The 11,829-nt window shown below is 44.0% G+C and carries 22 protein-coding genes, 1 pseudogene and 1 riboswitch; of the genes and pseudogenes, 9 read left to right on the forward strand and 14 right to left on the reverse strand.

What is annotated here, in order from left to right; translation table 11 throughout:
- Positions 1 to 25 precede the first annotated feature (25 nt).
- Positions 26 to 189, reverse strand: a riboswitch (cobalamin riboswitch).
- Positions 190 to 202: 13 nt separating this feature from the next.
- Together HWQ36_RS21585 and HWQ36_RS21590 are read left to right on the forward strand one after the other, a co-directional pair.
- A pseudogene (locus HWQ36_RS21585) lies at positions 203 to 280 on the forward strand (manganese ABC transporter ATP-binding protein); the annotation flags it as partial.
- Positions 272 to 535, forward strand: a complete 264-nt coding sequence (locus HWQ36_RS21590; RefSeq protein WP_292706346.1) for a metal ABC transporter permease — start codon at positions 272 to 274, stop codon at positions 533 to 535. The pseudogene HWQ36_RS21585 and the gene HWQ36_RS21590, both read left to right, overlap by 9 nt.
- Here HWQ36_RS21590 and HWQ36_RS21595 read toward each other — a convergent pair.
- The 3 genes from HWQ36_RS21595 to rplU form a co-directional block, all read right to left on the reverse strand.
- Positions 509 to 1,072 (reverse strand): Uma2 family endonuclease, encoded by a 564-nt coding sequence (locus tag HWQ36_RS21595; RefSeq protein ID WP_292706310.1) that lies wholly within the window; start codon positions 1,070 to 1,072, stop codon positions 509 to 511. The genes HWQ36_RS21590 and HWQ36_RS21595 overlap by 27 nt on opposite strands.
- Before the next feature lie 360 nt (positions 1,073 to 1,432).
- Entirely contained in the window at positions 1,433 to 1,729 is a 297-nt protein-coding gene (gene rpmA / locus HWQ36_RS21600; RefSeq protein WP_292706312.1) for a 50S ribosomal protein L27, read from the reverse strand.
- Positions 1,730 to 1,758: 29 nt separating this feature from the next.
- Positions 1,759 to 2,166, reverse strand: coding sequence for a 50S ribosomal protein L21 (gene rplU, locus HWQ36_RS21605; protein WP_292706314.1), 408 nt, complete (start codon positions 2,164 to 2,166; stop codon positions 1,759 to 1,761).
- Between the two features lie 431 nt (positions 2,167 to 2,597).
- Here rplU and HWQ36_RS21610 point away from each other — a divergent pair, with 431 nt between their 5' ends.
- Both HWQ36_RS21610 and HWQ36_RS21615 read left to right on the forward strand, forming a co-directional pair.
- Positions 2,598 to 2,831: a Nif11-like leader peptide family natural product precursor gene (locus tag HWQ36_RS21610; RefSeq protein WP_292706315.1), complete on the forward strand. Its 234-nt coding sequence runs from the start codon at positions 2,598 to 2,600 to the stop codon at positions 2,829 to 2,831.
- Between the two features lie 318 nt (positions 2,832 to 3,149).
- Positions 3,150 to 4,241 (forward strand): nucleotidyltransferase domain-containing protein, encoded by a 1,092-nt coding sequence (locus tag HWQ36_RS21615; protein WP_292706316.1) that lies wholly within the window; start codon positions 3,150 to 3,152, stop codon positions 4,239 to 4,241.
- Between the two features lie 60 nt (positions 4,242 to 4,301).
- Here the strand turns inward: HWQ36_RS21615 and HWQ36_RS21620 are convergent, their stop codons facing one another.
- From HWQ36_RS21620 to HWQ36_RS21665, 10 genes are all read right to left on the reverse strand, one after another.
- Positions 4,302 to 5,465 (reverse strand): site-specific integrase, encoded by a 1,164-nt coding sequence (locus tag HWQ36_RS21620; protein ID WP_292706318.1) that lies wholly within the window; start codon positions 5,463 to 5,465, stop codon positions 4,302 to 4,304.
- 2 nt (positions 5,466 to 5,467) lie between these two features.
- On the reverse strand, positions 5,468 to 5,701 hold the full coding sequence (locus HWQ36_RS21625) for a hypothetical protein (protein ID WP_292706320.1): 234 nt from the start codon (positions 5,699 to 5,701) through the stop codon (positions 5,468 to 5,470).
- A gap of 89 nt (positions 5,702 to 5,790) precedes the next feature.
- Positions 5,791 to 6,009 carry a hypothetical protein gene (locus HWQ36_RS21630; RefSeq protein WP_292706321.1) on the reverse strand — a complete coding sequence of 73 codons (219 nt, stop codon included), beginning with the start codon at positions 6,007 to 6,009 and terminating at the stop codon, positions 5,791 to 5,793.
- On the reverse strand, positions 5,975 to 7,222 hold the full coding sequence (locus HWQ36_RS21635; RefSeq protein ID WP_292706323.1) for a hypothetical protein: 1,248 nt from the start codon (positions 7,220 to 7,222) through the stop codon (positions 5,975 to 5,977). Before HWQ36_RS21635 ends, HWQ36_RS21630 begins: the two co-directional genes overlap by 35 nt.
- 2 nt (positions 7,223 to 7,224) lie before the next feature.
- Entirely contained in the window at positions 7,225 to 7,449 is a 225-nt protein-coding gene (locus HWQ36_RS21640; protein ID WP_292706325.1) for a hypothetical protein, read from the reverse strand.
- Positions 7,446 to 7,808, reverse strand: coding sequence for a hypothetical protein (locus HWQ36_RS21645; protein ID WP_292706327.1), 363 nt, complete (start codon positions 7,806 to 7,808; stop codon positions 7,446 to 7,448). The genes HWQ36_RS21640 and HWQ36_RS21645 overlap by 4 nt, the downstream gene beginning before the upstream one ends.
- Before the next feature lie 108 nt (positions 7,809 to 7,916).
- On the reverse strand, positions 7,917 to 8,105 hold the full coding sequence (locus tag HWQ36_RS21650) for a hypothetical protein (protein ID WP_292706329.1): 189 nt from the start codon (positions 8,103 to 8,105) through the stop codon (positions 7,917 to 7,919).
- Entirely contained in the window at positions 8,098 to 8,436 is a 339-nt protein-coding gene (locus HWQ36_RS21655) for a hypothetical protein (RefSeq protein ID WP_292706360.1), read from the reverse strand. The genes HWQ36_RS21650 and HWQ36_RS21655 overlap by 8 nt, the downstream gene beginning before the upstream one ends.
- On the reverse strand, positions 8,385 to 8,750 hold the full coding sequence (locus tag HWQ36_RS21660; RefSeq protein WP_292706331.1) for a hypothetical protein: 366 nt from the start codon (positions 8,748 to 8,750) through the stop codon (positions 8,385 to 8,387). Before HWQ36_RS21660 ends, HWQ36_RS21655 begins: the two co-directional genes overlap by 52 nt.
- A gap of 6 nt (positions 8,751 to 8,756) precedes the next feature.
- Entirely contained in the window at positions 8,757 to 9,107 is a 351-nt protein-coding gene (locus tag HWQ36_RS21665) for a hypothetical protein (protein WP_292706333.1), read from the reverse strand.
- Positions 9,108 to 9,424: 317 nt separating this feature from the next.
- Between HWQ36_RS21665 and HWQ36_RS34415 the strand changes: the two genes are divergently transcribed.
- Complete coding sequence (locus tag HWQ36_RS34415; RefSeq protein WP_366829444.1) at positions 9,425 to 9,604, forward strand: CopG family transcriptional regulator; 180 nt, start codon at positions 9,425 to 9,427, stop codon at positions 9,602 to 9,604.
- Positions 9,601 to 9,759, forward strand: a complete 159-nt coding sequence (locus HWQ36_RS34420) for a hypothetical protein (protein WP_366829445.1) — start codon at positions 9,601 to 9,603, stop codon at positions 9,757 to 9,759. Before HWQ36_RS34415 ends, HWQ36_RS34420 begins: the two co-directional genes overlap by 4 nt.
- An 86-nt stretch (positions 9,760 to 9,845) precedes the next feature.
- Here HWQ36_RS34420 and HWQ36_RS21675 read toward each other — a convergent pair whose 3' ends face one another.
- The gene (locus HWQ36_RS21675; RefSeq protein WP_292706337.1) at positions 9,846 to 10,181 is read right to left on the reverse strand and encodes a KGK domain-containing protein; all 336 of its coding nucleotides are present in this window, start codon (positions 10,179 to 10,181) and stop codon (positions 9,846 to 9,848) included.
- Positions 10,182 to 10,275: 94 nt separating this feature from the next.
- Here HWQ36_RS21675 and HWQ36_RS21680 point away from each other — a divergent pair, with 94 nt between their 5' ends.
- The 3 genes from HWQ36_RS21680 to HWQ36_RS21690 all read left to right on the forward strand — a co-directional run bounded on the left by HWQ36_RS21680 (position 10,276) and on the right by HWQ36_RS21690 (position 11,771).
- Positions 10,276 to 10,500, forward strand: coding sequence for a hypothetical protein (locus HWQ36_RS21680; protein WP_292699027.1), 225 nt, complete (start codon positions 10,276 to 10,278; stop codon positions 10,498 to 10,500).
- A gap of 79 nt (positions 10,501 to 10,579) precedes the next feature.
- Positions 10,580 to 10,843 carry a hypothetical protein gene (locus HWQ36_RS21685; RefSeq protein ID WP_292706339.1) on the forward strand — a complete coding sequence of 88 codons (264 nt, stop codon included), beginning with the start codon at positions 10,580 to 10,582 and terminating at the stop codon, positions 10,841 to 10,843.
- Positions 10,844 to 11,033: 190 nt separating this feature from the next.
- On the forward strand, positions 11,034 to 11,771 hold the full coding sequence (locus HWQ36_RS21690; protein ID WP_292706341.1) for a DUF3854 domain-containing protein: 738 nt from the start codon (positions 11,034 to 11,036) through the stop codon (positions 11,769 to 11,771).
- Positions 11,772 to 11,829 lie beyond the last annotated feature (58 nt).

Here is an 11,829-nt window from a genome sequence, read left to right on the forward strand (position 1 = left end):
AATCTGTACCTCGCAGATTTATGTAAACGAATTGATTCTAACCGGCGGGCATCCTGACTCACCTTATTTTGGTTCACAGTTGCGGGACAGCGCCGGATTTACACCAGACTTTCCCCCTTGCGTCCGATAGCGTAGCGTGGCGTTAGCCATTGGCTGCTTCCCATCAGAACCGATTGGGGTAACTATATCACTATTACCAGCTGTTGCGTATGTACCACAGCGATCGCAGATTGACTGGGATTACCCGATAACAGTCTGGAATATAGTGCTGATGGCGCGGACTGTAGCCTTTTTCTTAGGTGCTTTTATCTGTGGAACTCTCAGCACTTTTGTTATTGCCTGGATTCAATCTCAATCTCGCATCAAAGTTGACGTAGCAATGGCATTAGTTTTTTCAGCCTTGGGTATCATGCTAGTTACTTTACTAAAAAGCAAATTAGACCTGCATGAATTTTTATCAAACAGAATTCAGAATTCAGGAGTCAGAATTCATTCTGATACCGCCTACCTATACTTGCAACTCAAATCCAGGTAATATATCTTCTCCAGAAAGAATCGCTGGCATTTGAATAACTTCTACAGCTTTTAAAAATCGGTAAATTTCCACTTGCTTATCTTGAGGATTAATTAGCCAACCCAAACGCAAACCATTTTCTATGTATTCCTGCATTTTCGCTTGGATAGGTGCAAGTCGGTCTGTCTCGGAACGCAGTTCAATTGCAAAATCGGGTATAAGTGGAGGAAATTTTTTTCGCTGTTCTGCCGTTAAAGCTTTCCACCGTTCCAACTTTACCCAAGCCGCATCAGGGGAACGTTTTGCACCGTTTGGAAGTATAAAGATAGTTGAAGAACTAAAAACTTTCCCTGATTTAGCTTGACGATTCCAATTATTTAAGTCTGTAATTAAATCTGCTTCTTGATTTCCGCTTTCTCCTCCTACTGGTGGCACAATTATTAATTCTCCTGCTGCATTCATTTCTAGGCTTAAATCGCTATTAGCAATACACAATTGATAAAATTGCTCATCAGTTAAATGAGCAATCGGTTCTAAATTAAGCACAACAGTATTCATTGAACCTTTCCTCGTGCCTTTGTTGCTAATATTCAGTTACCTTTAGTTAAAAGTTTAGCAGGAGTAAATTAACGTGAGTTCTCGTTGTCAACATCAAAGTTTTTTCCTCTGATTTTTGCTGATAATACTGCGTCAGATAAAGATTTATGATGAACTACCGAACTCATATCTGGCATTTCTTGCCAACAATTGATACAAAATAAGTAAATTTTACCACTACGAATGTGTCTCAGTAGTGTTCCATTACATACGGTGTTGGGATATGTGCAAAGCGACTTTTAGAATATTTATGCAAATCTGACCTGCGATCGCTAACTAGCGATTAGGGTGGGAACTATTACTATTACCCACCCTAAGACTCTAACTTGCCACTGCTTCAGCAGGGGCTGCCTCAACAGCAGTTATAGGTAAATAAACACTAACTTGTTTACGGGTTTTGCCCTTTCTCTCAAACATTACAACACCGTCGATTAAGGCAAACAGAGTGTCATCGCTACCAATACCGACGTTGTTACCAGGGTGGAATTTGGTACCGCGCTGACGCACAAGAATGTTTCCTGCACGCACAACTTGACCGCCATAACGTTTGACACCCAGGCGTTGGGCGTTAGAATCACGACCGTTGCGTGTACTACCTGTTCCTTTCTTATGAGCCATGATTTCCTCTTATGTATCTACTTCTTTTATTATTCAGCAGCAGTTTCAACTTCTTCAGCAGGAGTCTCATCTAAAATGGGGGTTTCCTTCTCCGGTTCACCTTGGGCAGCAAACACTGCACCGTTAAGAGTAATGGAGTCAATCATAAGTCTGGTAATTTCCTGACGATGCCCCCGTTTTTTGCGGGTTTTCTTTTTCGGCTTCATCTTGTATACCAAGACTTTACGACCTCTGTAATGTCGCATTACAGTCCCTTCTACAGTCGCACCTGTCACTAGTGGCTGTCCAATGCTGACTTCGCCATCGTGCTGCACGAGTAATACGGAGTCTATTGTAACTTTTTCATCTGGTTCGGTGGGAAGCAGTTCAATATCATAAAACCGCCCTGGCTCTACTCGTATTTGTTTGCCGCCAGTTTCAATAATTGCGTAGGTCATGGAATTGTCCTTGAGGTTGCCGTACAGGTAGCTGGTTTTTATCTCCTGTAGAGAGGTTTTTGCCAGCTTTTGTAATATGTCTACCTGATCCGAGCAGGAATTAGACAGACAATCTAACATACTATTTTATTGACAGGTGCTAAGTCAAGCTCTCATTTGCCAAAATTTGTAATGGCGATCGCTTACCCAAAAATCAGAATAGATACTTTTTATTTAAATACTGCTTCCATCTTAGGAGTGATTTTTACAAACTCGTAGAAATATTTTAGACTCAAACTTATAGTTTCTTGTCAAAATCCACAGATTTATCTTATTTGTTTTAGAATTAAACTTACACGCTTAATCTAATAGTTGTTTACAGAATTTAGGGAATCTAAAAAATCAAACTCCTACATTCAAACCTGATATTTAAAACAGGAGATGGACTTGTCATGACACAGCAAAATGCTACCCGACTTTTTCAAGCCGTAAAACAAGATCAAGCATTACAGCAAAAGCTGAAAGCAACAGCCGATCCACAAGCTTTCATCAAGATTGCTAAAGAGCGTGGTTATGACTTCACAGCTGATGAACTGGAAAATGAAATCAACAAGTTATCAGAAGAAGATTTAGCCGCCATTGTCAATCCAGGATGGGGAACTAGACGGCACATTATTCCTAGATAATTTATATTCTAGGAAAGTGTAAAGTATAAGAACAACTGAATTGACAAGTTTTGCTCCTCAAGGGGATACCGTTGCATCATCTCCTTTAGGGGCATTTCTGTTAAACGCAAGGCTCAGATCCCCGAATTCTTCAAGAATTCGGGGATCTCGTTGTTCACGAATGATTAAGTATGGCTATTATGCACCCATCCTTGGCTGTCTTTGTGCTGTGGGAGTATCTATGCAATGTCTGAAGGGAGTTAAAAATCCTTTCCCTACTCTCCATCTCCCCACCTGCCTAACTCATGAGTTAGGATGGCTATATTTTAATCAGGTGATATGGAAAGAATAGAAGTTGAGCAAAGAACTATTTTAATTGGTTTGGCAGGTAGCTACGGCTATGGTTTAAATCGTCCTGATTCAGACTTTGATTATCGGGGAGTATTTATCGCACCCAAAAGGTACTACTTGGGATTTGATCGGATAGAACAAAAAGATGCTGGTTGGGATGAACCAGGAATATTTTCATTCCTGGATGGCAACAAAGACACAGTTATATATGAATTAAGAAAAATCCTTCTGTTATTAGCGGGTGCAAATCCCAATGTTTTAGAATTGCTCTGGTTAAATAACTATCCTTTTGTAAGCGCAGTCGGACAGCATTTAATTAATCATAAACAGCTATTTTTGAGCAAGAAGGTAAAACATACTTACACTGGTTATACCTTTGCTCAAATCAAAAAGATGGAAACTCATCGTAAATGGTTGTTAAAACCACCGCAAAAAAAGCCAATGCCATCTGACTTCGCCATAGAAGACGAAGCACCCCTCAGCAAAGATGAGCTAAATGCTTTTCTGGAGTATCTTTATAACTTAATCAGAGGACGGATTGAGTTTTTGGAAGAAGCGGAACAGTTATACAAATTGCTGACGGCAGATATTGATTTTAAAGGAGTGTTAAAACAATACACTTTACCCGATGAAACTTTAGAATATACCCAACAGTTAACCAATAGCCGTAAAGATTTTATCCGTCTGCTTCAGAAAAGCCAAAGCTATCAAATAGCTTTAAGAGAATGGAAGGCTTACTTATCTTGGCAGGAAAATAGAAATCCGGCTAGGGCAGAAATGGAAAGAAAGTCGGGTTTTGACCTCAAACATGGGATGCACTGCATTAGATTATTACGCAGTGGAGTAGAAATATTGCGTCAAGGTGAAGTGATTGTAGATAGAAGAATAGCTGGTGATGTTGAAGATTTAAAAGCTATTTTGAAGGGTGAGTATTCTTATGAGCAAGTGATGAAAATGGCAGAAGATTTGGTTGCCGAAATGGAAATTGTTTACGAAGAATCTCCCCTCCCTGACAAACCTGATTTAGAGGAAATTAATAAGTTGTGTATGGAATTGGTAGAAATGCAGGGATGGCATTAACAGCCTGTGTTTTGAGTGCTTTTAAATATTTTTGAGTAGCGGATGAGTCGCGGCTAATCATCAAAAATCTGGGCATTCGCCCTTGGTAGCTTCTGGGTGAACATAGTAGCGAAGTACCGTATTTACATCGTCTCCGATCCAGTAGGCAACTCTGTCGGGGGAGTTACCAGACGCGATCGCCCAAGTTGCAAAAGTGTGCCTGGTAGCGTAAGGGTTTAAGTAGGGAGTTATTTCCTGATTTGATAACTTCCTCACTACTCCGGTCTGGTTTTTCCCGTCTCGGTTCCAGGCATGGCTCAACGCCGAACTAGTCATTGGACAGCCTCTTTTTGTTGAGAAGATACGGGAATCGCCTGATGCTGTTGGCTTCATCGATAGCAATAGTTCATGCAATTTGGCTCCAGCGCTGCACTGAAATATTCTGCTTTTACCGTTCTTTGTGCCTTTCTCTATCCCCAAAAGGTTTTTTGATCTGGAGATGCTGATCTGTAAGCAATCTCTCGAAACATCTTTCCAGGTAAGAGCAAATGCTTCACCATGTCGGCAACCAGTCCAAAAGAGGAACTTTATGAGATTGCTGTAATGACTGCATCGGTCGTCAGACTCAAAAGCTCCGACGATCGCATCTCGCTGTTCAATGGTGAAAGCCCTACAATCATCAGTGTTATTCTTGATTTTCTTAATTTTTTTAAGGCTATCAAATGGATTCGCTTTGATGATTCCTTCCTCTAAAGCCCAACGACAACATTGGTCAAATCGGAGTAAATATTTTGAAGCCATAAACTGGCTTGTGTTCTCCATCAGCCAATTTCTGATTTTTGGCGCGTCTAAAAGTGAGCCAGATGGCAACCGATCAATAGTTCTGCTTACTACTCTGTAGGTAGAGTAGATTGTGGTTGCTTCTATCTGCCTGGACTGAAATTTTGTAAACATTTCCCACAACTCCGCCAAGTCGGCTTCACCTTTTGGGGAAAAGGGAATTATGGGAGTTGCGATCGCACTAGGACTAAACTGATATCTCTCCAGTGTGGGGTCAAAGTGCCCCAATGAAATATCGGTTGTTATTGCATCCCGGCGTAAACGCACAATATCACGATTGCGTTTTAGGTTTTTTAACCCCGTAGATATTTGAAATTGCTTAGGAAAGCCTTTGACCCGAAACCGTAGCAAGAGTTTATCCGACCGTGGATCAATGCTTATCCATTTGTCATCATTACCCCCCATAGTTAGTAGCTTTCCCTCTTCCACCTTGCCCAAGCTTGGGGAGAAACTACAACCCAGCTTCCGTTGATGAAAGCGCGTCCTGTATCGCCGTCATAATCAAGAATTTCCTCGTCATAATCTGGATCGTCTTCATCGAACCCCCAGGTGTGACCGCAGTCGAAGCACTCCCAATAGCCGTATTTTTCTTGATATTGCAGCCGTGTGCAATCGCATCGAGGACAAGTTGTTTGAGTCATTGCAGAGTTAAAATTTGTTTGGATTTTTGAAGTTTTTTAAACCCTAGAAAAATTGTCTACAGTCGCCAAAATCCGCTCTGGGATCTGTTTTAACCGTCTACAGCCGAAATTTTGGCGCGAAAAAATTGTAGAGGGTGTAGACGAACTATTGATTGGTTAGCGGTGAGGTGTCGAGCGATCGCACTTCCACTCAACCACTGCCTATTTAATCGGTAATTTACCTGTAAAGCGTTGCCTACAGCCTGTAGACGGACTGTAGGCAAACTGTAGACATTACTTTGACCACCTCCAGCCCAGGCGATCGCCACTATCTACCACTTCCCCTAGCCCTTTGTCAGCAAGTGATTGAAAGATAATCCTGATGTTTTCTGGGTCATCCTTTTTAAACGGTTGGCTTACTTGCTGGAGTAATCGGGCCTTCAAAATCTCCCCTGGATGCTCTTGCCCCCAGGCGATGATGATTTGCTCATATTCATTGAGTTCTTGGGAAGATTGCACCTCCTGTTTTCCCCCGCCGGAGATTTCCGACTGCACCATGCTCCCTGTTCCCCAGTTGCTCAGGTCAAGTTCACAAGGGCAGTCATCAACCATGAATCGCCTTTTACCACCAGCTTTTAACCACTGCTCTAGTTGAGGATCTTTGAGTTTAGTCCTGACGTAATCGCGCCCAAACTGCCCTAATCTCACTAAACAGAAGCAGCTGTACAGTGTGTCCTTGTCTCCTTGCAACCCAAAGTTTTCGGCGGTGTCGTTTTGAGCCAGGGCGCAAATGAACTGCTTGTATCGCCTACCCCGTTTGGCATGGCGCTTAATCCAGGTGGTAGCGTGGTCGCATTCGTCCACCAAAATGGGGAACTCCTCCGCGATCATGAATCGTTCCCGACCAGCGATCGCGTTATCTCCCCCCTCTCCCCGCAGTTCTACAAGCTCATCTAAGGTTTTGAGATCATTACCCATTGCGGTGTCGATGGCTTTGAAATTTCCTTTACGCCCAATGACATCGGCTTGATCTAGCCATGCCCAATCATCTGGTTTAGCGTCGCTGTCGTAGACGACAACGCGACCGCCAATCTTAGAGGATAAATACTGGGTAAAGGTTGACTTCCCGTCGCCAGTTCCACCGATTAGGGCGACGTGTTTTTGCTTTTTCTGGATGTACTCAACTGGATCTGTAATCAGGTTCTCTGGTTTCCAGTTGGAATCAACCGCGCCAACAGTCAGGGCTAGCTGTGCTGTGGGTTGGGTTTTGGCGCGGGCCCACGCTTGGAAGTTGACCCGTGATGCTCGGTCGATGTCTCCTAGCGATTCTTGGAGTAGTTTGGCTGTCTGGCGATGTCTTCGACCTACTTCGAGAACGCCAACGGATGCGCCTAGTATCCACGGTTTCGACTCAGGCTTTTGACTTGCTCCCAGGAACAACAAGCCACAGCTGACAGCCAGACTTCCCCAAAATGACCACTTGGCACAGGTGTACATCTGCAAGTGCTGATGTAACTGAGAAGGATGTAAATCGCTGCTCATATTTACCCCCCCAAGCCCAGTCTTTGGATATTTGCTACAAGCAGATCCAAGGGATTTCGGACTTCTCGAAATTCTTCTACCTGTACTGGACTAGTATTAATTCCGTTCTCTTGTAATTGCTCCTGTACTAAACTGGCTGCTTCCTCTACGTCCACTTGGCTAGGCGAATCAATCAAGGTAGTACCCTGCCCTTCGTTATCCCAGTACTTAATTTTGTAGATTGTCATATCCCTAGCAGAACCCCCACAGCAATTAAGCCAACACGGAGCAGAAGAATATCTTTGACCTCTGGCACGGCTTGCCGCAGGTAAAGTGCGACAACCCCAGCGATCGCCAATACTCCAAAAACCCCCAGGCGGACAAATCCAGGAAAGGGAATACTCACCCAGCAGCTACTTAATAAAGCGGGAATCGCCACTGAGGAGGCAAGGGTATAAGCTAAGTCTGGCAGATTGTCTGGCAGTGCGATCGCGTTCACCCATCCCTTCTTGAATTCCTCCAATTTAGATAGTTCGACTGTACTAGCGACAGGGGAATAACCTCGGTCGCTCGGAACCTCTACGACTATTTTTTGCTCATCTGCCATACTGCACCTCGATTTTGAGGTAGAAAGGGCGGCTACCCTCCGGCTTGCACAGGGTGATGATCGCAATTACTACAGCGCCAATGATGCAAATAAGAATGCTTATTTGATTCACTCCTCCCCCTTCTCCTTCTTTTCGATCTCGCAGATCAGATCAACCATGCCCTGATAGCCTTGAGCTACGTTGTCGGTCAACGGATGTTCTGTCTCCTTAAATTCTTGGTACTCAGGATGGTTGTATATTTCGGAGATTTGCAATGAGACTTCGACGACCAACTCGCTAAGTTTTTTGTTAGTCATTTTTGACTCCTAGCAATTTGTTGGCTGCATCCAATACCGTCTGCTGTTGCTCTGGGGTTAGTTTGTCATTCCCGTCGCAGTCGATTACCTCCATTTGCGTCCCGGCACGGTAGAGGCAATTATTTTTCACGGCTTCGTTGTCTGTGGAATTGGCTTGCTCAACGTAACGCTTGACGTAGGATTTGTTGATGTCTTCTGTCATAATCTTGGATGTGTGGTTTTGATTGATCTGACCGCATGACGCGGGCGATCGCGAACCTGTGCGGAAGGCGATCGCCTTTAAAAATCGGCTTTGTTGGCAGATGTACTGTTGAAGTTGGTCACAACCCAAACTTGCTGGGAATTTCTAATCGGGGGTTTGAATTCAATTGCTTGGCGAGTGTCCAGGCAGACGGCGCGCCCATCGTTAAGCTTGACGTGCAAGTTCTTGCCGCTTTTGGAGCGGGAAAACAGTTGACCAACTTCAAGTAATGCCCAGGTCATTGGGGCTTTCCCCACTACATACTCGGCTTGATGGCTGTCATACCCTTCCGAGAGTGGATCAATAGCTAAGTCCTTCCACTCCTTCTTTCGACCTTTACGGCTGTTAATGGGGCTTGGTCGTTGCCCATTAAGTGGTTTATCGCTAATCTGTTGTTCGGTCATAGTGCGTTAATAGTCGCTCAATAAAGTGGGTTGTTTTTGGTCGTCAATCGATTGTGCAGTATAGTTTTGGGCGTTTTCTGTAAACATTGAGATGGTGGTAATTTCGTCTAATAAGCCAGTTGCGATCGCTGTTGCCACCTCCAAAAGGTCTTCGTCCTCAAGTTCATCGCACCAGGCAACGATCTGTTCGGGGATATCCTCAAAGCCCCATTCTTTTCGCTGATGCCCCACAGTGGTCTGTTCGCGCAGTGCCAGGAAGATTAGGGAATTCAACCCAGTGGCTTGAGAGCGGTTAAAGTTCTGCTCGACGTGGGTGATGATGTCAACTGGGTTGATGTCTGTTAAGCTGTTGGTCATTTAATCTCCTTTTTTGAGCTATGGTTTTTACTCAGTCCAGGGCATCTTTTCGCCCTGGATTTTTAATGGGAACCGCTAACCCCGCGACGCTACGACTTACGGGTGAATGCAGTTGTCAGTGATTAGTGGTCAGCCCCTAGCAGGTCTTTGGTGTTTGCTCAGTGCTGGCAGGCTGCTATCTCTGCCGGATTTGGGCCGGGAGTTACTTGTCAAAAATAGTTCTACCCTGGTACAACTATAAATAGTCTAATACTGCCAGGGTTAAATGTAAAGATAGTACAGGGGTAGAATTAAAATGTTGTACACGGGTAGAAAAGATGAGAAAACCACTGCATGGGCAGAGGAAGAAAGATTTGACATTAACGCTCTCGCCGGAAGGGGTAGAGAAATTGGAGGCGAAGGCCAAAGCATTGGGTGTCAGCAAGAGCGAATTAGTGGAACAGATGGCCAGAGATCAAGTATCGTCAGTGACGGAACAAGAAATCCTGGGGGAATGATTGACCACCTGATTGATGAATATTCTGATCAGGTGGCGATCAAGAAAGAAGAAGATCAACGTATTCAAGACGAGATAGCTCGTCTAGAGTCAAAGATTCAAGGACTCAAGGTCTTAAGAGAGGATTTAAAAGCCCAAGTAGAAGCGAAAGTTTAAGCCGTCCTACCCTTCACAGGTAAGACGGCTTTATTCATAGATATGTCGCCTACTGTCTTGTCTGGTAGCAGGCGATGCATCTGTGACTAGACATCGAGGTGCGATCGCAGATCATCCAGTGGAGATGTCGAGTTAATGGGAGTTAGTGGTTTTGTTGGTGTCGGCTTATCAGGAATAAATTCAAAGACAATTCGGATTTTACCTTTCTGCCAGCCGCCCCCGTTAGCTAGTAAAAGCTTACAGATCACACCATCTTCAAGCCACTTTGAAGCCTCCTCTTCATTTAAACTGCTGCTCCTATGCACCAAGTACTTCAGACGTTCCATCAATTCTCCACCTGTCGATGTTGAAGCGCCAGTCAAGTTAGCTTCCTGAGCCATAGAAATAACATCTTCATTGGACGGAATAATTTGATCACTCATTTCGATTTTCTCTTTCGACACAACAAAGCGGATCAAGCGCCAACTCGATCCGCCTTCCCTAATCTTTCCCACTGACCACTAAGGAATAAAACCAATGATCAGAGCTAAATTCATCTGTCAACAGAATCTCCCCGACCGCGAAACCAAAACAGCAACAGTTATCCTCACCCCAGTAACCAGCAATCCACCGAGCGAAGAAAACTTAACCTTCTGGCAAGCGACACCAGCCGGTAACATCACACTCCAAATTACCAACCCTGCGGCATCGTCTCAATTCTCTGTTGGGACTGCCTATTACGTTGACTTCACTGCTGCGTGAAGTGCGATCGCTGTTGCCCAATGCCCAATTCCCAATGCCCTAGTTAACCAACATGTTTGGCTTCGATGGATCTACCAAAGTGATCGTTCATTTCCTTGAACAAATCAAAACTAACAAAGAAGGCGACAAGCTTACCCACAAGGAAGTACGGGCTTATGGAAGGCTGATGTTAAACCTACTTCCTAATTTGCAAGTCGATAATGACGAACAAATCCAAGTCCTGCTTGCTGCCATGTCCACTTCTGGGCTGCCACACTACGATCGCTCCTTTGCGGCGGAACAGATTCTCAAATTGCTAGAGGAGCAAAAGCAACGCAAGCTCAATTGTCCCGATGGATTTTAAAAAGTGAGTGCGATCGTCACTTCAAGTAACAGTTAACAAATGCTTATCATCCTGTTAAGTAGCCAAAAAAAAGACCCCAGGAATCAGCTAGAGTCAAAAAGGATAAATGTATGAAAAATTACTTTCAAAAGAAGATTAAGGAATCTTCCTTTTCCGCTAACCATTCTAACATTAATTGGAGGGTAGAACAATGACTGTCTCTACTCCTCAAACAGTCGATACCATTGCATCTCACCATTGGGAAGAATGGCAATTAAGTAGTGTATCTGCAAAAATAATACAACGAAATGTGAGAACCTTATATGACTCCAGAGAAGTCGATAAAGTTCTAAATCGCAATACAAAGTCCAGACAAAAACACTCAGACCATTTAGTACCTTGCTGGATGGTTGCAGGCGTGAATCCACTGACCGGAGAAAACACATTAGAAGGCGTACAAGCAAAGCCAGATGTCTCACCATTAGGTAAAGATGGAAAAGTAAACAAGTATTTGGGAGCCGTTGGTTATGGTGCATCTCCGTTGTTTTTGGACACAGGGGTAGAGTATTGCTGGCAACAAATTCTAGCTGACAAATCAATCCCTATAATCATTACCGAAGGAGCCAAGAAAGCAGGTGCAGGGTTAACTATCGGACTACCAACCATATCCATTCCTGGTGTATCGACTTGCCGAAAGATGGGCAGACTTCACTCATGGATAGAAGCCTTTGCTGGATTTGGCAGAACTTTCTACCTGTGCTTTGACGCTGACATATTACATAAACGTCCCGTTCAGCAATCCTTAATCAATATAGCGAGAGATTTAAGCGCGACAGGTTCAAAAGTTATGGTAATTAAATTACCATCAATTGAACTTAAAGGCATGGATGACTTTATTGCTGCCAGGGTTAGCGCGTCTCAAAGCCTATTGACAAGAGGACTTGCCTGATCAGCAATCTTTGTTGGAAACAAAGTGACACCATCCGAGGTAGGGTAAGATTTAATTC

The organism is Nostoc sp. NMS2 (assembly GCF_017115105.1).
Lineage (GTDB): Bacteria > Cyanobacteriota > Cyanobacteriia > Cyanobacteriales > Nostocaceae > Nostoc.